Below are 22976 nucleotides of genomic sequence, written 5' to 3'. Positions count from 1 at the left end.
AGCCCCAGCAAAAAATATAAAGGTTTCTCGATCGCCTATGATAACCCATATTTTTGAGTTTTGATATTGCTTCTTGACTCGCAACACTTCGGGGTTTTCATTTAAATACTTCTTAAATTATGTTTACACTCAGGATAGCCGTTTTTCTTCACTGTTTTAGTGACGACCGATCGCCTCACTACAAATAGGAAAAATTCTGAGTTGTTAGAAAATTGAATAAGTTAATAAATAACGCTTCGCTGTTTACCGTTAAAGAGTTACAAAATTCTGTTTTTCCTCAGAAACAAGAGTTTATTTTTACGGGTTTATAAACGAGTTAATTCCTCACTGCCAACCTGGTAAATTATTCATTTTCAGGAACTTGAGTCAGTTAATAAAGCCTGTTGAATTTTGTCTAACAATTGTGCTGCCGACAAGGAAGAAGGCAAAATTTTAGCAGATACTTCTTGCAGCAGAAAGTCGATCGCCTCGGATTCCGAATTTACAGCAGACCGATAATCCCAGACTAAAATTGGCAGTTTTACTGCCATTTGCCGCAAGTTCGACAGGGCCTGCAGCATAGCGGGGGATTCTGAGGGTGCATCTCGCAAACACAGCAAAACTAAGTCAACGCTTTGATATTGCAACTGCTGCAAAACTTCTGTCCAGCAGGCAGCGATCGAGCCTCGAAATCCTGCGGTGTGGATGTACTGGATCAAAGCTTGAAAGTTGGGAGTAGAAAACTGGGAATTGGGGAGGGGAATCTCGGCATTTGTCGATCGATCGCAATGTTCCAATTCTTCCGTCGGGTTCCCCCCAGAAGAGGAGTGCAAATCGGGTAAAGTCGAAATGTCGGCAAATAAAATGCTGGGCTTCCAACTCATCCCCGCAGCAACTTGAATTACTTGCCACAAAGCACTTGGCACCAACCCGGTAGGTGAAGTTTCACCGTCGTCGGGACTGCTAGTGGCTAAACAGGGAAATACGGACAATCCTTTGACTTGATTTGCCAGTTGCGTAGTTGGAGGGTCTAAAGTCACCAAGGGGAGAGAACCCAAATTTCGAGACCGACTTAACTGTTCGATAAAAGCTAAGGGGTTTTGCAGTTGACTCGTACCGTCCAAGACGATCGCGTCGGGCCGCCAAATTCGGGCCACGAGTTCTGCTTGGCCGAGGTCGTCTGCTTCTAAAACGCGGCAGTAGTTGGGGTTGAGGAGTAAAGCGGAACCTTGAGAGGAACTGTTTTGCGGGCTGAGCCACAACACGGTTAAAGAACTCCTCACTTTGGCGCTACTGGCATTACTGTGGCCGATCGAGTCTGCCAGCAGCCGCCGCAAAGCGGGTTCTTCCACCGGCAAGCTCAAAAAGCCTTCGGCTCGGTTGACACTGGCCCGTTCTTTTTCGCCTCTGGTGGCCGTGACGATCGCCGGAATCGATCGGGTATCCGGGTCGCTCTTGAGCAGCGTCAGCACGTCCCAACCGGACAGCAGCGGCAGCAGCGGGTTGAGGAAAATCGCTTCGGGACTAAACCTGCGGGCTTTTTCCAGGGCTTCGGTGCCGGAACGGGCGACTATTACTTGGTAGCCCAAACCTGAGATGACGTTGGTTAAGTCTTCGATATATTTAGGAACTGCTTCGACTATTAATACTAAACGAGAGCGAGAATTGGCGATCGGAGTCTGATATTGGGGTTTTAATAATTCTTCCTCGGCGGCTCCAGATGCCGGGACTTCTTCGCTGTTTCCCGGAGGATTTGGCGGCAGCAGCAGGGTAAATTGAGAGCCTTGATTTTCTGAGGAAATAAACGAAACGTCGCCGCCGTGGAGCCGAGCTAGGCGTTGAGTCAGTACCAGTCCCAGTCCGGTTCCTTGAAAGCGGCGGGTGAGGGGGCTTTCTAGCTGTTGGAATTTCTGAAAGATCAGATGCTGTTTGTCGGCGGGGATGCCGATGCCAGTGTCCCAAACTGTGAATGCGATCCAGCCTTCCCAAACATTTACTTTTAATCCGATTTTGCCGCCTAGTTCGGTGAATTTTAGGGCATTGGAAAGGAGGTTAACCAGCATTTGCCGCAGCCGCAGTTCGTCGGCAATTAATTGGCTCAGTCCCGGTTCTATTTCGAGTGTAAATTCTATTTGGGCGGAGGGTTCTGCGTTTGCTGTACCGTCCGTTTTGCTCGGGGTGGAAGGGTTTTTTTCTTCTTGCTGTTGCAGTTGTTTTGCTTGTTCAAAGGCTCTTTGGCAGGTTGATGCTATTTCGACTGCTTCGGGAATTAGTTCTAGCTGCCCGGTTTCCATCCGGGTCAAGTCTAAAATGTCGTTAACTATTGTCATCAAGTGCCGCCCGCTTTTATGGATTAGTTTGGCGTAGCGTGTTTGGCGGTCGTTGAGTTCTCCGATCAATTTATCTTTGAGGAGGCTGGACAAACCTAGGACGGCGGTGAGCGGGGTTTTTAGTTCGTGGCTGATGCAGGATAAAAATTCGTCTTTGAGTCGGTTGAGGTGGATTAAATCTGCGTTTTTCGCTGCTAGTTCTTTGGCGACTAAATGTTCTTCGGTGACATCTTGTCCCATTACTAAAATTAGCTGCTCTGAGAGCGGTTGTTTGACAAATTGCCAGATCCGTTCTTGGCCTTTTTGTACGGGGCAGTCGCAAATGTAGGTATCTGGTTTGCCGGCAGTGGGGCACCAAGCCGGAGCGGTTAAGGTTGAGGGGGAGGCGGCGGCGTACAAGGGCAGCGGGCAACTGGTGGCTGCTGTTGAATCGCGATCGCCCGATCTACTTGCTCCTACTAGGCTCCTGCATTCTTTGGTGATGGCCTCTAACTGCACGCTCTTGTATTCGCTTGTTAAATGGCTGGGTTTGTGGGGCGAGTGTTTGCCCAAATTTGCTGCTGGTTCTGGAACTGGTTCTGGGCCTGCTCCCAGCAAAACCCGCCACGCTGCGTTTTGGCTGACTATTTGTGCGGTAGGGGTTTGCAATCTCAGGGGCAGGGGCAGTTTTTCTAGGAGTTGGACTAGGGAGTTCAGGTTTTCCGAGGGTTTCAATCCTGCTTCTAGAAAGCGCACTTGAGCGTTTAGGGCGCTGGAGATGGCTGCTGAAACCTGCCTTAATTCGATTTCTTTGAGTGCTGTTGGCTGCTCTGTGAGGCTGCCGATCGAGCTGCTGTTGAGTGCGGCGAATTGCAGCAGGCTCAGGCTGTCTAGCATTCCTAAAAATTTACCGCTGGGATCTGTGAGGGCGATCGGGCTGTTTGAGGAGCAGCAGGCGGTTTGGTTGTTTGGCCGGGCTGGGGTGTTCAGTTCCTCTGTTTGCAGGTACTGCCAGAATTCGCTGACGCTCAGAGCGGCGGGTACTGACCTGATTGCTTCGATCGCGATCGGGCTTTCTGACCAAGGTTCGTGCCCGTCGTTTGTTCTATCGGCCGCGCGGGCCCAAAGGCTGCGGAGGTAAACTAATCCCAGGGGCTGTAGCTGTTCGTTGACTATGGCGACTCGATCGCAGTTGCCCTGGTTGAAAATTGAGCGCAGCGATTCTAGCGCCGCCGTTGCTCGGCACAGTGGCACTGGCTCGATAAAATTTTTGAGACTGGGGCTGGTGGTTGACATAACAAACCTGAGAGTCTGCTATCTATAGCAGTAATATTTTTGATACCCAATGTAGCTGCGAATTTTTATATCTTATTTGTTTTATATCAGTTGGCTCAATAGCCCGGAATCTGCACCGAGACCTGCGAGTTCGATGCCTGCACCTGATTTGAGGCGACTAGCAATTATTCTAAGGCTTAAGCTTAATTGCAGAAATCACGCTCAGGGTGCTTGACACAAAAACAAAGAAGTACAGTTTGATTATTGCTGTGTTACAAGGTTATCGCCTCTTTTGCGGTTAAGATTGGTTAAAATAAATGTTGAGATGATTGTGAAAATGTTAAGTTTTTTGTAAAGGAGATATCAACTCTGAGCGATCCAGCACTTTCGGGCAACTTAGGTGGTTCACCTACAGCTTTGCTTCCGCAACTTTCTATTGGTATTTTTGTCCGCTCTGATGATATCGCAGGGTCTGCGATCGAGCTTTTGAAGGGCGAACGCTATGCTTTAACGCACATTAAGTCGGCGGTGGAATTTTTGGGATTCCTGAAGCAAAATTACCACCTTGATTGTTTGGTTTTTGAGGACAATGGGGATCTGCGAGCGCTTCTGAGCAAGCTGCAAGAACGATCGCTCTTTTTGCCTGCGGTGATTTTTTCGCCCCACCCGGGGGAGGATGGAAAGTCAGTTGCACCGCATTCAGATGGTTTTGAGGCTGGAGCTAGTACCGCCCAGAAGAGAAGAGAGCAAAGCTGTGCTTTTTTTTACCACCCTGCTGAGGTGCAACTGACAATCGCTCGATCGAGCGAAATAGCTGCGGCTATCGATCGGGCGATCGCACAATTTCTGAAACTTTCAACTCCGGTTCCTGTCGATGACCCATCGGCAATGGTCGATGCGACGACCCAATTGACTGCTCAAAGTTTGCTAAGCCGACAACAGCGCCGACTTGCGGAAAAATTACGGGAACGATTAGGATACTTAGGTGTGTATTATAAAAGAAATTCCCAGATTTTTTTGCGAAATCTGTCAGGGCCAGAGAAGCAAAAGTTTTTGGAGCAACTGAAGTCCAGTTATCGCGAAATCGTTTTGAATTATTTTTCTCAAGATCCTGCGGTCAACAATCAAATAGATGAATTTGTGAATTTGGCTTTTTTTGCTGATGTGCCTGTGACTCAAATTGTGGAAATTCACATGGAATTGATGGACGAGTTCGCCAAACAGCTAAAATTAGAAGGGCGCAGCGAGGAAATATTGCTCGATTACCGCTTGACTCTAATTGACGTAATCGCTCATATGTGCGAGATGTACAGGCGATCGATTCCGAAAGAGGCATCTCAAGGTAAAAGGTAGAAGCGATTCTGCAGAATTTAAGAAAAAAGAAGGTAGAAGATAAAATTTAACAAAGAAGAAAGGAGAAGACATTCGGCAGAGGCATCGCGAGGCTGAAATTATTATAAAATAACAAAGAACAGCGGATTTAAGACAAATAACAACTACAACTAACATCTGACAACTAATACTCAATCTTTAAACAAGTTCATGAGTCCTCTCAAGAAAACCTACGTTCTGAAGCTGTACGTTGCGGGAAATACTCCCAACTCAGTGCGAGCTTTGAAAACCCTAAAGGACATCCTAGAACAAGAATTTCAAGGAGTCTACGCACTGAAAGTCATAGACGTTCTCAAAAATCCTCAGCTAGCAGAAGAGGACAAAATATTGGCAACCCCGACGCTGGCCAAAATCCTGCCGCCGCCGGTGCGAAAAATTATTGGCGATTTGTCCGATCGCGAGAAAGTTCTGATAGGATTAGACTTGCTCTATGAAGAACTTCGCGAAGAAGACCTGAATTCATAAGATAATCAGATGACAGTCATTAGTCAGCAGTCAGCAGTCATGAGTTATTGAGCAAGAGTCCAAACTAAAAGCTGGGTACAAAGACTCATGAGCTGCGGTTAATGAGTGACAACTAAAGAATACTGAGAGTTGACAAAAATCGACATGAATGAAATTAGTCAAACGGTGCAACCAGAAAAATTGGTAACGGCAGGAGTTCAAAAAATTCGCACGATGATTGAGGGTTTCGACGACATCAGTCACGGCGGAATGCCAATCGGCAGAACCACGCTCGTCAGCGGCACCTCAGGAACGGGAAAAACTTTATTTGCAGTACAATTTATCTATAACGGAATCACCCATTTTGACGAACCTGGAGTGCTCGTAACTTTTGAAGAATCTCCAACAGATATTATTAAAAATGCTTGCAGTTTCGGTTGGGATTTGGCACAGTTAATCGAGGAAGGCAAGCTATTTATTTTGGACGCTTCCCCCGATCCCGAAGGTCAGGACATCGTGGGAAATTTTGATTTATCTGCCTTAATCGAGCGGATTCAGTACGCAATTCGCAAGTACAAAGCCAAGCGCGTTTCTATAGATTCCGTGACGGCCGTATTTCAGCAGTACGACGCTGCATCGGTAGTACGCCGAGAAATTTTTCGCTTAGTTGCGCGCCTCAAACAAGTAGGAGCAACTACAGTTATGACTACCGAACGGCTCGAAGAATACGGCCCGGTGGCGCGGTTTGGGGTGGAAGAGTTTGTGTCGGATAATGTAGTGATTGTTCGCAACGTTTTGGAAGGCGAACGCCGCCGCCGCACCATGGAAATTTTGAAGTTGCGGGGTACAACTCACATGAAGGGCGAATATCCTTTTACTATGACTAATGATGGAATTAATATTTTCCCCTTGGGGGCGATGCGATTAACTCAAAAGTCTTCTAACGTGCGGGTTTCTTCCGGCGATAAAACTCTCGACGAGATGTGCGGGGGCGGTTTCTTTAAAGATTCGATTATTTTGGCTACGGGTGCGACGGGAACCGGCAAAACGCTGTTGGTAAGCAAGTTCTTGCAGAATGCTTGTATGAACGGCAATCGGGCGCTGCTGTTTGCCTATGAAGAGTCGCGAGCTCAGTTGTTCCGCAATGCTTATTCTTGGGGCATTGATTTTGAGGAAATGGAACAGAAAGGAATGCTGAAGCTGCTGTGTACTTACCCGGAATCTGCGGGTTTGGAAGACCACTTGCAGACTATTAAATCAGAAATTGCTGAGTTCAAACCTTCTCGAATTGCAATAGACTCGCTGTCGGCTTTAGCTAGGGGTGTCAGCAATAATGCTTTCAGGCAATTTGTGATCGGAGTAACGGGTTTTGCGAAACAGGAAGAAATAACCGGCTTTTTCACGAATACAAGCGACCAGTTTATGGGTTCTCATTCGATTACGGACTCGCATATTTCTACGATTACTGACACTATTATCATGCTTCAATATGTAGAGATTCGAGGAGAAATGTCGCGGGCAATTAATGTGTTTAAGATGCGCGGTTCGTGGCACGACAAAGGAATTCGGGAATATACGATTACTGAAAGAGGGCCGCAAATTAAAGATTCGTTCCGCGGTTACGAACGGATTATCAGCGGTTCTCCCACTCGGATTACGGTTAATGAGAAGAATGAGCTATCGCGGATTCTCCAGGGGGTGCAAGGTGAAGAGGATGAAGATATTTGAGTTAGCCGTGATTCTTGATTAAAAGTAGGTTGGGTGGATCTGCTCAACCCAAATTTTTGATTTTTTTGCATAAAAAAACACGGAATTTTTCCCAGTTAGTAATTTTGTGACTGTTATAGCGGTTATTAAGGAAGTGAGCTGCAATCCGATCGATTCCCATGCCCAAGCGTATCTCATTAAACACAAAAATGGTATGCCGGAGCGAAAAAACTCCGATTGATTTGCGCTGGATCTTTCCAGAAGCACTGGCAGCGGCACTACTTTCTAAGGCTCAGAGCGATCGGGTAGATCCAGTGCGGAGTCTACAAACTTTGCTGCCAGTTATGGGTACAGTTTTGGGCGGCCGAATTGGGATTGAACTCAACAAAGGCTACTCAGTTGAGGATTCCCATATTAAATATCCGATTTTCTTCACGGCCGACATCTGCCACCCCAGTACCGACAGCGGGACGCAAGGGATTTTGCTTAAGCCGTTGCAGGAAATGCAAGATGCTGAGCACGAGCGGATGGCAGAGGCTTTTATTCGGCTTGAGCGGTTAAAGGAAGCTTGGAAAACTATGGGAAAACAGGAAAAAGCGAAAAAGTTTGATTCCGACGAAAACCCCAGGAATGTTGAAAGCGCGGCGCAAAAAGTCCGGGGCAAACTTGGCAGACATGGAGCTGGTTTTGGAGATACTTGGAACAGATGGGAGCGAAATTTGAGCGGAAAATAGGACTACCGGCAATAAAATTAACCTGAAACCCTTACTCCACAAAAGATATAGAAAATGAGCACGGAGGGATTTGAACCCCCGACCCTCAGGACCGGAACCTGATGCTCTATCCACTGAGCTACGTGCCCTCAACTTTTCAGAGTATAACACGTCTTCCGGAAAATGGCGAGTGCCGATCGCAAATTTCCTGGCCGGCCTCCAAATCGCTTGGCCTACCGGGGTTGAACTCGCCCGCGCGATCGCGTTTATGAGGTAGTTCTCGAAGCCAGGGACTAAAAATTCTACCTAAATTATCAAAATAATACGACAAAGGGGTAAAATAACAGCCTTTAATATACAAAAAATTAGGTTCACATTCGATCGGGGTTGAGCATCTACCACGGCTAATATGGCCCCCATGAATTCCCTCTAGCTAGTCGGCAGTAAATGGCGCTGCTGTTAAGACTGGCTCTGCAAGGACGGTTCTAGGCTAAGTTCACCAAACCTCTCAATCTTATGGTTTCTAAAATGTTAGACAAATTACCGCTGCGAACTGTTCTCATAGTTCCATTTGTACTGCAAATCGTGGGAGCCGTGGGACTCGTAGGATATCTGTCATTTAGAAACGGACAAAAAGCAGTTAATAACCTTGCCACTCAGTTAATGAGCGAGGTGAGTTTGCGTGTCGAGCCAAACCTGCAAGTTTACCTGACAACTCCCCATCAAATCAATCAAACCAAGCTGGATGCTGTCAAGCTCGGCTTGTTAAAGATGGAAAACTTATCAGCTTGGGAGAAATATCTTTGGCGGCCAGTAAAATTATATCCATATATCAATTTTACCTCGGTTGGCAACAATAAGGGAGATTATAGAGCCGGTCAACAACTGTCTAACGGCTCCCGCATGATGTGATATAAAAATCTACTGGGTTAAATTTTAATTCTTACAATACGAACGAGCGAGGCGATCGCACTACATTTATCACCCTTGTTAAAAACTATGATACTCGGCAACATCCTGCGTACAAAAAAGCCGTAAAAATCGGAAAACCTACTTGGAGTTCGGTTTTTGTTTCCTTACTAGAACCGACATTACTTATCAGCGCTATCCAACCAGTATACAGCGAAAAAAATCAGCTAGAAGGAGTCTTATTTGCTGCCTTGCGTCTCGACCATATTGGAAGATTTCTCAACAGTCTCAAAGTGGGCAAATCCGGTCAAACATTTATTATAGATCGCCAGGGGACTTTGTTAGGAACTTCCACAACAGAAAAACCGTTTCGCACTAAAGGTAATGAAAGACAATTGTTTAAAGTAGAAGAAAGCAGCAACCCTTTAACTCAAGCGACAGCTAAATATTTGACTGCAAATTTTAAAAAATTAGACCAAATTAAAAAATCCGAGTTATTGAGCTTTGAAATAGATGACAAGCGACAATTTTTAAAAGTCTTGCCGTTCCAAGACGGCAAAGGTTTAGACTGGCTGATTGTCGTAGTTGTTCCCGAAGCAGATTTCACCAAAGAAATCGATGCCAATACCCGCACAGCGGTTTTGCTTTGTTTCGCAGCTTTAGGAGTAGCTGTGGCGATCGGCATTCTGACTTCTCGGTGGGTGACAAATCCTATTTTGAGCTTAAATACAGCAGCCAAAAATATTGCTAAAGGTGAATTGGACAAAACAGTAGAAAGCGAACGCTCGGATGAATTGGGGGAATTAGCCAAGTCATTTAACAGCATGGCTCAACAACTGCAACGATCTTTTGAAACTTTAGAACAGCGAGTGCAAGAGCGGACGGCAGAATTGGCTGTAGCTAAAGACCAAGCGGAAGTAGCGAATCAAGCTAAAAGTACCTTTCTTGCTAACATGAGCCACGAATTGCGATCGCCTCTCAATGCAATTCTCGGCTTTTCCCAACTGATGACTCGCAGCCAAACTCTATCGCCAGAACATCAAGAAAATATTAGCATAATTAGCAGCAGCGGAGAACACCTGCTCACCCTGATTAATAACGTGCTCGATTTATCTAAAATTGAATCGGGGCGGACCACCCTTAATCCCCAAACAATCGACATCTATCGCCTGCTAAACGACTTGGAAGATATGTTTCAACTCAAAGCAGATGACAAGCACTTGCAGTTAGTTTTTTCCCGCAGTCCAGACGTGCCACAATCAGTACAAACTGACGAATTAAAGTTGCGATAAATTTTAATTAATCTGCTCAATAACGCTCTTAAGAAGTTTACCGAACATGGCGGTCTTTCGGTTAGACTTAGCAAGCAGTTATCAGGCATAAATCAGCAGGCAGAAGGGGCAACATTTTATCTATCACAACAATTAACTAATCCAGAAGGTTCCGCCATTAATAATCGGGAAATATCGCAATTAAGTAAATCTAAAAACGAGATTTTTGAAACAAGAAATGACGAGACAGCTTCTCCATCTTGCTTCTTCCTCCATTTTGAAGTCGAAGACACTGGCCCCGGTATTGCTACCAATGAATTAGACGATATTTTTGAACCTTTCGTCCAAACCAAGACAGGCAAAGATTCGCAAGAAGGTACAGGCTTGGGATTGCCCATCAGCCGCAAATTTGTGGAATTAATGGGCGGCGAAATGAGCGTTTGTTCTGCTGTTGGCAAAGGAACTAATTTTAAGTTTGACATTCAAGTATTGCGGTTGATGCGGTCGATCTTGAAATCCGAAAACCGACCCGGAGTGTTATTGCCCTGGCACCCAACCAACACACCTATCGAATTTTGATAGTAGACGACAAACCGCTAAATCGCCAACTGCTAATTAAACTTTTCAATCCTCTAGGTTTTGAACTGAAAGAAGCTACTAACGGTCAAGAAGCTATTGAGATTTGGGACAGTTGGGAACCGCATTTAATTTGGATGGACATGAGAATGCCCGTGATGGACGGGTACGAAGCGACGCAATACATTAAAAGCACTGTTAAAGGTCAAGCTACTGCAATTATTGCGCTGACTGCGAGCGTTTTGGAGGAAGAAAGGGCAGTTATCTTGTCTGCGGGCTGCGATGCTTTTATGCGGAAACCTTTCCGGGAAGCGGATATTTTTGATGCTTTGCACAAACATATCGGAGTGCGCTATATTTATGAAGATCCGGGTGAAGCTAATCTATTGCCAATCAAAGAGGGCGATCGCGCAATGACGGCGGCTGATTTCGTGAAATTGCCTGAGTCGCTGGTAGCAGATTTAAACCTGGCGATCCTAAATGCAGATATGGATGTAATTGATAGCTCGATCGAGCAAATTCGATTAAAGGATGCAGTAACGGCTGGTGCGATCGCAACTCGTATAGAAAATTTTGAGTACGAGAAAGTTTTAAAGTTAATACCTCAAACAATATCACATGAATAACGACCTTCCTAGCACCGATCGCGGTAATATTTTAGTAGTTGACGACACCCCAGCTAATTTGCGGCTGCTAGCCGGAATTTTGAACAGGAAGGGCTATAAAGTCCGCCCCGTACCTAGCGGCGAGTTAGCGCTTTCGGCGGCAAAAGGTATGCCTCCCGATTTGATTTTACTGGATATTATGATGCCCGAAATGAATGGGTATGAAGTTTGCGAAAAGATCAAAGCTGATGAACGAACTTGCGACATCCCGGTGATTTTTATTAGCGCGATTAATGACGTACTTGATAAGGTCAAAGCCTTTGCTGTGGGCGGGGTAGATTATATTACCAAGCCCTTTCAGGTGGAAGAGGTTCTAGTGAGGGTAGAAACCCATTTAGCAATGTGCCAGTTGCGAAAAAAACTCCAACATAAAAACAATGAACTTACAGTTACTTTAGACCAACTGCAAGCTACTCAAAATCAATTAGTGCAATCAGAAAAAATGGCGGCATTAGGGCAACTGATTGCGGGCATTGCTCACGAAATTAATACGCCATTGGGGGCGATTCGATCGTCTATTGGAAATATTACCAGCTTTTTGGATAAAAATCTCGAAAGTTTGCCAGTTTTTTTTAAAGAACTGTCAGCCGAACGCCAGCAAGATTTCTTGCGTTTGATGTACAGTTCTAGTCAACAAAATTACTCTTTATCTACCCGAGAAAAACGGGTATTTAAAAAAGGCGTGAAGCAGCAACTAGAGTCGGAAGGGATTGACAATGCTGACAGCCTTGCTAGCATTTTAGTCAATATCGGATTGCAGGAAAATCTGCAAGAATTCTTGCCGTTGCTCAAAGACCCTGACAGCGAAAATATTATAAAAACGGCCTACGACTTTGCTAGCATTCACAGAAGCGCCCGAACCATCGCTACCGCTACTGAACGGGCCGCAAAAGTCGTATTTGCACTAAAAAATTATGCGCGTTACGATGTAAAGGGGGAAAAAATACAGGTTAATATTACCGATGGAATTGAAACTGTATTAACTATTTATCAGAACCAGATCAAGCAGGGTGTGGAAGTCGTCAGAAACTATCAAGCTCAATTGCCGGCGGTACTGTGTTATCCGGACGAACTCAATCAAGTTTGGACAAATTTAATTCACAATGCCTTACAAGCGATGGACAATCAAGGAACTTTAACAATTGACGCGGTACAGCAAGATACCAGCGTCCAGGTAAAAATTACTGATAGCGGTAAGGGGATTCAACCGGAGATTGTTCCGAAAATTTTTGAGCCGTTTTTTACTACCAAACCTGCGGGAGAAGGCAGCGGATTGGGATTGGATATTGTGAAAAAAATAATTGACAAACATCAGGGTAAAGTTGATGTGGAGTCTGTGCCCGGTAAAACTGCATTTACAGTGTCTTTGCCGATTAATTTAATTGAGTAGGTAAAGCGCCGCAGAGTGAAGTCGGGGGCTAAAAATTTGCAGTCTAACCCCGCAGAATGTAGAATTTGGAAAACGGTGTGCTTACCCATAGGGGTTCATCCTGCCACACTAAAGAAGGAAACTAGCGATGTCTAAACCAGCAATTTTGTGTGTTGACGATGAAGTAGGGGTGTTGGAAAGTCTGGAAATTGAACTGCAACAGGCATTTAACGGTACATATCTTTGGGAATTTGCTGAAAGTGCTGCCGAAGCCCTAGAGATTATTGAAGAGCTATGTGACGCAGAGGTTAATATTTTAGTGATTGTCTCTGATTGGTTGATGCCCGGAATGAAAGGAGATGAATTGCTGATTAAAATTCATCAAAAATATCCGAAAATTGTGACAGTGATGCTGACGGGGCAAGCAGACAAACAAGCAATCGAACGAACAAAAGTCCAAGCAAATCTTCATGCTTTAATACCCAAACCTTGGCACACTCAAGAATTAATTGAAGCGATCAAGTCTGGTCTAGCAAATTTATGAAAAAACCAGTCATTATTTGTGTCGATGATGAGCAGACTATACTCGATAGTCTGGAAATCGACCTACTAAAAACCTTTGAAGATAAATATTTAATTGAAACGGCCCAAAGCGGCGAAGAAGCTTTAGAGCTGCTGTCAGAACTTTTAGCAGAACAGTATGAAGTTCCTGTGGTTATTTCGGATCATATCATGCCTAATATGAAAGGAGATGAACTATTAAGAAACGTTCATACCATCTCGCCGAATACTCTCAAGATCATGCTGACGGGGCAGGCTGATTTGGAGGCGGTAGCCAATGCTATTAACTATGCTAAATTGTACCGATACATACCTAAGCCCTGGCAAGGTGATGACTTAACATTAACTGTTACTGAGGCAATATACAGATATTTTCAAGATCAACAACTAGCTGAAAAACAAAGAGAACTTCAGGAGATGAATCAGGAGCTGGCAAAATTAAATCGCAAGCAAGCAATGCTGATTGCCCAACTCCACGAAAACGAAAGTCGGTTGACGCAATACCTGGAAGCTATACCGTTAGGGGTGTGCGTGCTTGATGCGAACGGTCAATCTTTTTACGCAAATCAGAAGGCGCGGGAGGTATTTGGCAAAGGCACTGTGCCGCATATTAATTCGGAGCAGAAAGCAGCAATTTATCAATTCTATAAAGCCGGAACTAATCAAAGATGCCCCGTGGAAGAATTGCCAATTATGCGGGCGCTTCGGGGCGAAAATGTGCGGACTGAAGGTGTAGAAATTCGTACAGCTAATAAGATTATTCCTGTAGAGAGTTGGGCCACTCCAATTTATGATTCTACAGGCGATATTTCCTATGGGATTATTGCTTTTAGTGACATAACTGAACGAAAGGAAGCTGAAGCTGCGCTAATTCAAGCTGAAGAGAAGTATCGCGGGATATTTGAAAATGCTCTAGAAGGTATTTTTCAGACGACGCCGGACGGACATTTTATCAGTGCAAATCCTGCTCTTGCGGAAATTTTCGGCTACGATTCCGCATCAGAATTGATAGAAAGTTTTAATGATATTCAGCAGCAATTATACCTAGAACCGAACCGCCGTCAAGAGTTTCTGGCGCTGATGAAACAGCACGGTACTCTGTGTGAGTTTGAGTCTCAGGTTTACTGTCGAGATGGCAGCATTATCTGGATTTCTGAGTATGCGCGCACAGTTTATGATGCTAACGGTGAAGTTCTTTACTATCAGGGTTTTGCTAAGGATATTAGTTTGCAAAGACAGGTGGAAGTGGAACGAATCAGGTTTACTAATGATTTAGAAAAAGCTTTAGCAGCAGAAGAAACGTTAAATGAGGCCCTGTCAGAAAACGAAAGCCGATTGACTCAATTCCTGGAAGCGATGCCGGTGGGAATATTTGTTGTGGATGGTAATGGTAAACCTTTTTACATGAATTCTTGGGGCGAAAGGATACTAGCCCAAGGTTTAATTTTTGATGGGAATACTGACCCATTTCCTGAAGCTTATCATTTTTACGACGCTGGAACTAATCAATTGTACCCGAGGGATAGCCAACCGATTGTTCGGGCGTTGCGGGGAGAATTTGTGCGTATGGACGATCTAGAAATTCGTGGGTCGGATCGGATTGTGCCGATCGAGGTTTGGGCGACTCCAATCTACGACGAACGGAAAAACATCGTTTACGCGATCGCCGCTTTTCAAGACATCACAGAACGTCAAGAGGTAGAAACCGAGCGCCGTCTATTCACAGACGAGTTGGAAAAAGCTTTAGCAGCCGAAGAAAAATTAACAGATGCTTACGGGCGGTTTGTGCCGCACGAGTTTCTCCACTTTCTGGGATATGAAAGTATTCTGGAAGTCAAATTAGGCGATCAGGTACAGAAAGAAATGTCGGTGCTGTTTTCAGATATTCGCGATTTCACGGCTCTTTCTGAAACGATGAATCCCGAAGAAAATTTTAAATTTATTAATGGTTATTTGTCGCGGATGGAACCGGCAATTACTGACAATTTTGGTTTTATTGATAAATACATTGGCGATGCGATTATGGCACTGTTTAATGGCAGTACGGACGATGCTGTGAAAGCGGGAATTGCTATGCTAGAACAGCTTAACGAGTATAATCTTACTCGCAATCGACCCGATCGCCCGCCGCTGCAAATTGGCATAGGGATCAATACGGGTTGTTTGATGTTAGGCACGGTTGGCGGCCAAAGTCGGATGGACAGCACGGTGATTAGCGATGCGGTAAACTTAGCCTCCCGCGTGGAAACTTTGACGAAAGAGTATGAAGTTTCGATGTTAATTACTCACAATACTTTTATACAGTTAAACGATATTTATGATTTGAGGTTGATCGATCGCGTAACAGTTAAAGGCAAATCGCGAATGGTAACAGTTTATGAAGTATTTGCGGCCGATCCGCCAGAATTACGACAGAAAAAGTTAGAGACAAAGACAATCTTTGAGCAAGCTTTGGTACTCTACAATAGTGACAACTGTGGCGAAGCTATAAGATTGTTTTCGGCCTGCTTGGAAATCAACCCTCAGGATAAGGTAGCTCAAATTTATATGCAGCGGTGTCTGAAAAGAGCGATCGCTTCTGCATAATATCATTTTAGAGTTGAGATTTGAGAAGTGGGAATGACTTATTCCAGAAGGGTTTGGAGTTGGGAGCATTTCACTTTTGCAGCCCAGCTAGAAATTGGAGTTTTGAGGCAGGAGGCAGAAGGAAAGAGGAAGAAGGAAGGAGCCAGAAGAAGTTTTTTTACAAACATGAGATGCTCGCTTTGGAATTTGCCTAAAGTTGCATTGTTTTTGGTCACTGGTCTAATCATTGTTTAGACAGGCAGAGAAACGCAAACTATGGTTTCTTGCTCCGGCAAACTTTCTATTTTAAATTCTCCTCCGTGCAATTCTACAAGGCGTTGAACAATAGCCAGGCCCAATCCCAAACCTGCTTGTTGGTAAAGTTTGCGATCGAACTGCCTGTAAGCTTCTAGCTGTCCAATCTGATCGGCAGTCATGCCGCGGCCTTGGTCTTTGACAGACAGAATAAAAGTCTGATTTTCCACCAAAGTGCTTAATAAAACTGGTGTTCCTTCTAAAGAAAATTTGAAGGCATTGTCCAGCAGTTCCTCAACAATTTTTGTGAGTCTGACAGAATCAATAGCCACGGAGGCATCTTGCAAGTTTAAGTGTAAATCGTCTGTTCTATTCGCGTGTTTTGCTTGCTGCCGCGCTTTTTCAGTCAGCAAAGATTTTACGCAGCTAAATTGGCTGTTGCGCATCTCCTCGAGCAGTTCGGGATTTGTCGCTGCTATCTCCAGTTCTGCATACAGCAAAAAGTTCTGAATCAGTCGATACAAGCGATGACCGGAATCTTGAATTTGACCGATCATCTCTAAGATGTCTGATTCCTCGAAAACCTGATATTCTGACAATATTAGCTCAGAAAAACCCAGAATAGCATTCAAAGGAGTCCGCAATTCGTGGGGGAGCGACATACTAATATTAGTGCGCAATTCGTCTAGCGTTTTTTGAGATTGCCTGCTAATTGTTTTTTGTTTTTCAAGTCGAATCGCAATGGCTTTTAGCAATTCTTGCGGCGTACAAGGTTTAGTAATGTAATCGTCTGCTCCCAGTTCCATTCCCGTGCGAACGTCAATTTTGTCGGCTTTAGCTGTGAGGAAAATAAACGGAATTGTGGCAGTTAGGGGTTCGGATCGTAAAGCTTTGAGAACGCCGTGACCGTCCACTTCCGGCATCATCATGTCGCACAAAATTAAATCCGGGATTTGTTCGATCGCCAATTTGATGCCGACTTTGCCGTTAATCGCTCCCGTTGCTTCAAAATTTTCGGCTTCCAGCAAATCTAAAATATTTTCTCTAATCGATTCTTCGTCTTCTATTACCAAAATCTTAGCCACGGTGACACCTCCTTGCAGTTAGTAGTTTGTTAAAATTTTCTGGTTCATACACTTGATAATTTTGTGTTTGAGAGGCTTAATTGAGCGTTAAGCTGCGGATATATATAGTTGATAATTCAGTTGTTATTGACGGGGTTCGCAAATTAAAGGCAAGGTAATAGTGAAAGTTGTGCCCCTTCCTTCTTGACTGTCGATCGCGAGTTGGCCGCCGTGAAGCTCCACAGCCCTTTTGACAATTGCTAAACCGAGACCGGTTCCCGAAATAGTGCCGACATTGGTAGCTCGGTAAAAAGTTTCTAATATCCGCTCTATATCGGCTTGAGGAATACCGATACCCCGGTCTTGAACTTGGAAAACAGCTTCTTTGTTTTGACATTTGAGGTGCAAGGAAACTGTACTGGCGGCGGGAGAATATTTTAGGGCATTGGAGAGGACGTTTCCCAACATTTGCTGCAGCAGTTTTTCATCCATTTGAGCGTCGCAGTTGCCGCCTTCATGTTGAAAAGCGATCTGGTGTTGGTTGCTGTCGTTTAGCTGCTGCTCTTCTATTAGTTGACGGCAAAATTTTTCTAGGTTTAAGGAAACCGGTTGAAAATGCAAGGTATTTGCTTCGATTTTGCCAATTACGAGGATATCTTCTAGTAACTCTGTCATGCGTTTAATTGCTAATTGAATCCGCACAAAATGAGTAGATTTTTTATCTTGGGGCCACTGAGAACTGTAATCTTGCAGCAATCCCGCCGAAAATTGGATGGTTGTCAAGGGGGTGCGGAACTCGTGAGAAACCATTGTGACAAATTTAGCTCGCAGTTCTGAAAGTTCCTTTTCTCGTGCGAGGGCTTTGAGAATTTCCGCTTCGGCTCGTTTGCGATCGCTAATGTCACGGGCTTCAGCAATCAGCAGCAAAACTTGCCCTGTCTCATTTTTAACAGGTTTCAGTGAGAAATCAACTGTCACAATTTGCCCGCTTTTGCCTAACAAGTCGAGTTCGCTGCGGAAAAACTCGCCCTGACTTGCTTTGCCGGTCGCGGATTGTAATTGTTCGGAAACCTGTAGCGACTGGGCCCAAATCGCTATTTCCCAAATCGGGCGGCCCACAATATCTTCCGATCGCAATCCGGCAAAATCAAGGGCTGTCTCGTTCACTTCCAGCACGATTCCTTCGGGAGTCAGCAGTTTTGTTAGCTGAAACGAAGAGTCAAAAATCGCCCGAAAGCGCCGCTCGCTTTCCCTCAGCATTTGAAATGTTTGAGAGCGTTCGATCGCGTAGCGGATCGTCCGCACTAATAATTGAGTAGTAATTTGACCTTTAACAATGTAATCTTGAGCTCCCAAGCGAACTGATTCAAGTGCGATCGCCTCATCATCCAAGCCCGTCATTACCACCATTGCCGTATCCGGGGCAACTTCTCGCAGGCGAGTTAGAGTTTCCAAACCGCGGCTGTCCGGCAAAGAAAGGTCGAGCAAAACTACATCAAAGGGTTGTTTGCACAATTGTGCGATCGCCTCATGCAGAAACTCAACAGACACCAATTCCCACTGGACTCCCACAGATACTTCTAACAGTTCTGCAAGCAAATCAGCATCAGCCGGATTGTCTTCTACTAACAGAATCTTAATCCACATAACTTTGACATTTTTGACTTTCAAATTTTCACTCTACCAATCTCAGGTTAAACTTTTTTGCTTTCCCTGACCATTTTTAACTTGAAAGTTATTATTGGGGAACTGTCACCACCGCCAGCCACCAATCCTCAATCCATATCACCAACTTAGCAATTTTACTAAAATCAATACGCTTAGTGATGTAGCACCGGCCTGACACGGCATAAAACTTCAGCATCTCTCGATCGACTGCTGAGGTTGTCATAATTACCACCGCAATCATTTTTTACTTGGGGGGTGAGTTAATTTCTGCCAACATTTCCCAACCGCTTTTTTTAGACAAATTCAAGTCACGCAGAATTAAATCGGGACGGGGGACGCCAACATAGAAGACTTATTGCTTCAATAAATTCATTGCTGATATCAACTCCGGTTGCATCGGAATTAATATTACCCACATTCAGGACACGGCAGTGCAAGAGTGTCCCTACAATTGATCGGGGTAGGGACACTCTTGCACTGCCGTGTCCTCGGTATTATTCCGATGCAACCGGCACCGATATGACACCCGATATTCCACTCTTGTCTTGTTAAAAAATTTGCTTTCCGCCAGCTTTTCTAAAGCCCAGTCCGCATCGCTGCGCGAATCCTCCACCAGCCGAATCTCAATAAGTTGAAAAAGTTTTAGAGCAATCACAAGCAAAATATCTGTTCGTTTAATTTAGAGGAAGTTTGACGACTGCGAGCCAGAATTCTTCAATTAACCTGACTACTTTAGTAAATTGTACTAAGTCAACCGGCTTGGTTATGTAACAGTTGGCGTGGAGCGAGTAGGACTTAAAAATATCTTCTGGAGCTGCTGAAGTGCTGAGAATCACTACAGGAATTAATTTTAACTTCTGGTCATTTTTAATTTCTTCTAGCACTTCAACACCGCTTTTTTTCGGCAGGTGCAAATCCAGCAAAATCAAATCGGGACGGGGTACGCTGAGATAGGGTTCTTTTCTGCGCAAAAACTTGATTGCTTCGACTCCATCCTCTACAAAATGCAAGTTATTCAATATTTTACCCTGACTGAGGACTTCTATTGCTAAATCGGCATCGCTGGGAGAATCCTCAATCAGCAGAATCTCTATGGGTCTGACAGTGCTTCGATCGCTCATAACCGGGGTATCCTTTTGATTATAAAAAAAAATTGAACTTTGAGGCTTCAGGTATTAATTATAGGAATAGTGAAGTAAAAAGTCGCTCCTTTTCCCTCCTGAGATTCCACCCAGATGCGACCGCCGTGGCGTTCAACAATTCGCTTGCACATCGCCAAACCTATGCCAGTACCGGAATATTCGCGGCGGGAGTGCAGGCGCTGAAAAATGATAAAAATGCGATCGGCATACTGCGGATCGATGCCAATGCCGTTATCGCGGACGCTGAACAGCCATTCGCTCTCTTGCCTGCCAGCAGCGATATGAATGAATGGGATATCTTGGCGGCAAAATTTGATGCCGTTGCCGATCAAATTTTGGAATAATTGCACCAGTTGAGATTCATCTGCCATCACGGTTGGCATCGCGTCGCAGGTGATTGCAGCTTTTCTTTCGGCGATCGCAATTTGCAAATTGCACAAACTTTTCTCGACAGCAGCGTAGCAGTCCGCTTCCTCAAACTCGTGGCCCCTCGTTCCCAGGCGCGAATACGCCAACAAATCGTTAATTAACTGTTGCATTCTGGTGGCACCATCGACAATATAATTAATATATTTATCTGCGCGAGCGTCCAAATTTCCTTGATAGCGCTGGGCCAGCAATTGAGTGTAACTGGTAACGGCTCGGAGCGGTTCTTGCAAATCGTGGGAAGCCACATAAGCAAATTGTTCTAATTCCTCATTGGAACGCTTCAAATCTTCTGTAAGTTGCAGCATTTGCTGCTCTGCTTCTTTGCGGCTTGTAATGTTGTAAACCAAGGCGCAACAAGACAGCAGATTACCCTGGGAGTCCATGACTGGACTGGTAGACATATCAGTCCAAATATCTTTGCCGTCCTTGCTTTTGAATTTAAATTCGTGTTGTTCACCAATACCTTGCTTGCGCCGCTCGACATTATCAATAGCTTGTGGTTTTTCCTGTTCGTCCATGAAATCAAAAAGCGACCGCCCGAACATTTCTAATTCACTATAGCCGAGCATTCGCGCCATTGCGTGGTTCACGTAAGTCGTGAGGGAATTGCTGTCAATTACCCAAATACCTTCTTCTGCTAATTCAACTATTTGTCTGTACTTAAATTCGCTTTCCTGCAACGCTCTTTCCGTTAGTTTGCGCTCGGTGATATCTTTCATAAAACAGTGGTGACCGTTAAATATCCCTTGTGCGTCCCAAGCTTTTACCATCGTTAATTGCTTGTAAAAAAACGAGCCATTTTTCCGGACGCCTCTAGCTTCAACTTCTACTTTGCCAGAAATTACCATTTCCTGATAAGCTGAGAGCATCATCTCAACATCGCCCGGATGTACGGTGAGCTGCCATTTCATGCCGAGCATTTCTTCTGGTTCGTAACCGCATCTATGAGCGTAAGCTCGGTTAACATTCACGTAGCGTCCCTCAATATCTAGCCGCGAAATGCCTTCCATCGCATTTTGCATGGCTGCTGTGAGGTCGCGCAGCTCTTTTTCAGCTTGTTTGCGATCGCTAATATCCTGACCGATAGCCAAAAAACCAGTGATATTTCCTTCAGTATCGAATAAGACAGTCACGGACAATTGCACCGGAAACCGCGAACCGTCTTTGCGAATGTAAGTCCATTCATTTTCGTCAGCTATTCCCCGGCGTGGCAAAGCAAAAAAAACTTCTATTCCAGGCTCTATTTTTACTCCCAATTCTTGAGAAAGAATTTCAGATCTTTTACCGATCTCCACAGGATCGTGAATTATTGCTAGCGTGACTTTCTCCACCACTTCTTCGGGGGAATAGCCTAAAAGTCGCTGTGCTGCCCGATTAAATATTTTAATTGTACCGTCGGGATCTGTAGAAATAATTGTGTAGTGAGCGCTGTTAAGAATTGCATTTTGCAGTTGCGTCAATTCCAACAAAGTTATCGCAATTCTTTGTCGGTAGGCTATTTCTTGTGGCAATGAGTGGCGAGAAATTTCGATTTGAGCAATGCGCTCAGCAACTCGATGTTCCAGAGTTTCATGGAGCAGTCGATTTTCCTCTTCTACCTGCTTGCGTTCTGTAATATCAGTAATAGTACCAACATAACTTTGAACCTCCCCCTTTTCTCCGATTATAGCGACAGCTTGACCGAATACCCAACTGATTTTAGCGTGATTGATGCCTTGAAAGCGGTACTCACATTTAAACGGCAATTTCTCCTGCGCCGCGCTATACCAGTCAGCAAAAACCCGCTGGCGGTCCTCTGGATGAATGGCTTGCAACCACCCTTTGCCCAAAGCTCGATCGCAGGCTATTCCCGAAATTTGACACCAGCGCTCGTTGACATACAAGCAGTCTCCTAAAGCGTCTGCATAAAATATTCCTACCGGCGAAGCTTCAGTTAAAGTTTGATAGCGAGCTTCTGTTTTTCGGCGTTCAATGATTTCTTTTTGCAGTATTCGAGCGAGCATCTCTAATTGAGTTGGAGTGACGAGAGTTAATGCTTGGGGAACTAAAGAAATTAATGAAAAAGCTGTGTAAGCAGAAATCGCGGCGGTAATAATTTTCAGACTGCCAGAAACCCAATAAACAGGATGCCACAGCGTCCAAACTTCCATTATATGAGTAGTGCCACAGGAGATAATAAAGGCTGCGAACAGCCAAAAGATGTTGCGAAAGGGCAAGTCTTTTCCCTGAGTGATAATATAAATTAGCGATAGCGGTATTGAATAGTAAGCCAGGGCAATTATAGAGTCTGACACTATGTGGAGCGCGACTAGCTCTCGCTGCCAAAGGTAACAGTGGCCGTGAGGAATATAATGCCCGGTGAATAACAGCTTATTTAAAAAGTTCCAAATCATAAATAGAATTGGGAATGGGGAAGGGGTAATGGGAAATTTAACCCAATAACTTATAACTTATCTCAAATTTCTGAAATATACAGTGCTGGACGCACGGGGGGCTACAAACCTGGTTTCTTCGTAGATGCCTCGTTGGCAAAACCGGGTTTCCTCAGACAGCGTGCGTCTATGACTAATAGCATTTTAGATTTTAGGTTTTAGATTAAATAATTGGGAATGACTGATTATGTATGGATTTGGAGCTTGTCTACAGTTGCATTCTTTTTTAAACTTGTATAATCGTATTAAAA

14 protein-coding genes, 1 tRNA gene and 1 pseudogene are annotated in these 22976 nt (G+C 44.6%); 9 read left to right on the top strand and 7 right to left on the bottom strand.

Annotated features, from left to right (window positions below; translation table 11 throughout):
- Positions 1-353: 353 nt before the first annotated feature.
- Positions 354-3584 carry an ATP-binding protein gene (locus tag QUB30_RS00740; protein ID WP_333327635.1) on the bottom strand — a complete coding sequence of 1077 codons (3231 nt, stop codon included), beginning with the start codon at positions 3582-3584 and terminating at the stop codon, positions 354-356.
- Between the two features lie 396 nt (positions 3585-3980).
- Between QUB30_RS00740 and QUB30_RS00735 the strand changes: the two genes are divergently transcribed.
- The 4 genes from QUB30_RS00735 to QUB30_RS00720 all read left to right on the top strand — a co-directional run bounded on the left by QUB30_RS00735 (position 3981) and on the right by QUB30_RS00720 (position 7840).
- Positions 3981-4916 (top strand): circadian clock protein KaiA, encoded by a 936-nt coding sequence (locus tag QUB30_RS00735; RefSeq protein WP_333327632.1) that lies wholly within the window; start codon positions 3981-3983, stop codon positions 4914-4916.
- A 189-nt stretch (positions 4917-5105) separates the two neighbouring features.
- Entirely contained in the window at positions 5106-5420 is a 315-nt protein-coding gene (kaiB, locus tag QUB30_RS00730; RefSeq protein WP_006632119.1) for a circadian clock protein KaiB, read from the top strand.
- Positions 5421-5564: 144 nt separating this feature from the next.
- The gene (gene kaiC, locus QUB30_RS00725) at positions 5565-7127 is read left to right on the top strand and encodes a circadian clock protein KaiC (protein WP_333327629.1); all 1563 of its coding nucleotides are present in this window, start codon (positions 5565-5567) and stop codon (positions 7125-7127) included.
- A gap of 158 nt (positions 7128-7285) precedes the next feature.
- Complete coding sequence (locus tag QUB30_RS00720; RefSeq protein ID WP_333327626.1) at positions 7286-7840, top strand: DUF3987 domain-containing protein; 555 nt, start codon at positions 7286-7288, stop codon at positions 7838-7840.
- A 55-nt stretch (positions 7841-7895) separates the two neighbouring features.
- Here QUB30_RS00720 and QUB30_RS00715 read toward each other — a convergent pair.
- Positions 7896-7968, bottom strand: a tRNA-Arg gene (locus QUB30_RS00715).
- Positions 7969-8347: 379 nt separating this feature from the next.
- Between QUB30_RS00715 and QUB30_RS33735 the strand changes: the two genes are divergently transcribed.
- From QUB30_RS33735 to QUB30_RS00695, 5 genes and pseudogenes are all read left to right on the top strand, one after another.
- Positions 8348-8731, top strand: coding sequence for a hypothetical protein (locus tag QUB30_RS33735; RefSeq protein WP_445300456.1), 384 nt, complete (start codon positions 8348-8350; stop codon positions 8729-8731).
- Positions 8732-8862: 131 nt separating this feature from the next.
- Positions 8863-11201 (top strand): annotated as a pseudogene (locus QUB30_RS00710) (response regulator); the annotation flags it as partial.
- Positions 11194-12630: a response regulator gene (locus QUB30_RS00705; protein WP_333327623.1), complete on the top strand. Its 1437-nt coding sequence runs from the start codon at positions 11194-11196 to the stop codon at positions 12628-12630. The pseudogene QUB30_RS00710 and the gene QUB30_RS00705, both read left to right, overlap by 8 nt.
- 127 nt (positions 12631-12757) lie before the next feature.
- Positions 12758-13153: a response regulator gene (locus QUB30_RS00700; protein WP_333327620.1), complete on the top strand. Its 396-nt coding sequence runs from the start codon at positions 12758-12760 to the stop codon at positions 13151-13153.
- Positions 13150-15756 carry a PAS domain S-box protein gene (locus QUB30_RS00695; protein ID WP_333327617.1) on the top strand — a complete coding sequence of 869 codons (2607 nt, stop codon included), beginning with the start codon at positions 13150-13152 and terminating at the stop codon, positions 15754-15756. Before QUB30_RS00700 ends, QUB30_RS00695 begins: the two co-directional genes overlap by 4 nt.
- 230 nt (positions 15757-15986) lie before the next feature.
- Here the strand turns inward: QUB30_RS00695 and QUB30_RS00690 are convergent, their stop codons facing one another.
- From QUB30_RS00690 to QUB30_RS00670, 5 genes are all read right to left on the bottom strand, one after another.
- Positions 15987-17075, bottom strand: coding sequence for a response regulator (locus tag QUB30_RS00690; protein WP_333327614.1), 1089 nt, complete (start codon positions 17073-17075; stop codon positions 15987-15989).
- Between the two features lie 123 nt (positions 17076-17198).
- Positions 17199-18725, bottom strand: a complete 1527-nt coding sequence (locus QUB30_RS00685) for an ATP-binding protein (RefSeq protein ID WP_333327611.1) — start codon at positions 18723-18725, stop codon at positions 17199-17201.
- A 67-nt stretch (positions 18726-18792) separates the two neighbouring features.
- Positions 18793-18945: a hypothetical protein gene (locus QUB30_RS00680; protein WP_333327607.1), complete on the bottom strand. Its 153-nt coding sequence runs from the start codon at positions 18943-18945 to the stop codon at positions 18793-18795.
- 451 nt (positions 18946-19396) lie between these two features.
- Positions 19397-19843: a response regulator gene (locus QUB30_RS00675; protein WP_333327604.1), complete on the bottom strand. Its 447-nt coding sequence runs from the start codon at positions 19841-19843 to the stop codon at positions 19397-19399.
- A gap of 47 nt (positions 19844-19890) precedes the next feature.
- On the bottom strand, positions 19891-22686 hold the full coding sequence (locus QUB30_RS00670; protein ID WP_333327601.1) for a PAS domain S-box protein: 2796 nt from the start codon (positions 22684-22686) through the stop codon (positions 19891-19893).
- Positions 22687-22976 lie beyond the last annotated feature (290 nt).

The sequence above is a fragment of the Microcoleus sp. BROC3 genome, assembly GCF_036702515.1.
GTDB lineage: Bacteria > Cyanobacteriota > Cyanobacteriia > Cyanobacteriales > Microcoleaceae > Microcoleus.
This window is presented reverse-complemented; position numbering and strand designations above follow the sequence as displayed.